General features: G+C 68.4%; 1 protein-coding gene. It reads left to right on the plus strand.

Going from position 1 to position 408, the window contains the following annotated elements; all coding sequences use genetic code 11:
* A partial coding sequence (locus G4D85_RS48605; RefSeq protein ID WP_205526045.1) for a DPP IV N-terminal domain-containing protein occupies nt 1–408 on the plus strand: 408 nt, incomplete at both ends.

Below are 408 nucleotides of genomic sequence, written 5' to 3' on the forward strand. Positions count from 1 at the left end.
GGCGTCATCGACCCGCGACTGTCCTCGGATGGCACCCAGGTGGCCTACGTCCGCGAGCACGACGTGTACCGCCTGGACCTGGCCACCAACACCGAGCGCCGCGTCACCAAGGGCGGCACCGAGGAGAAGACACACGGGCTGGCGGAGTTCATCGCCCAGGAGGAGATGTATCGCTTCTCTGGCTACTGGTGGAGCCCGGACGCCAAGGCCCTGGCCTACACGGAGTCGGACACGAGCGGCGTGGAGAAGCTCTCCATCGCGGACACCGGCAACCCCGCGCAGGGCGCGCAGCAGCTCTCCTACCCTCGCGCCGGCAAGGCCAACGCCAGGGTGCGGTTGGGCGTCATCCCCGTCACCGGCGGAAAGACGACGTGGGTGAACTGGGACGCGGAGAAGTACCCCTACCTC

It is taken from the genome of Pyxidicoccus trucidator (genome assembly GCF_010894435.1).
GTDB classification, from domain to species: domain Bacteria; phylum Myxococcota; class Myxococcia; order Myxococcales; family Myxococcaceae; genus Myxococcus; species Myxococcus trucidator.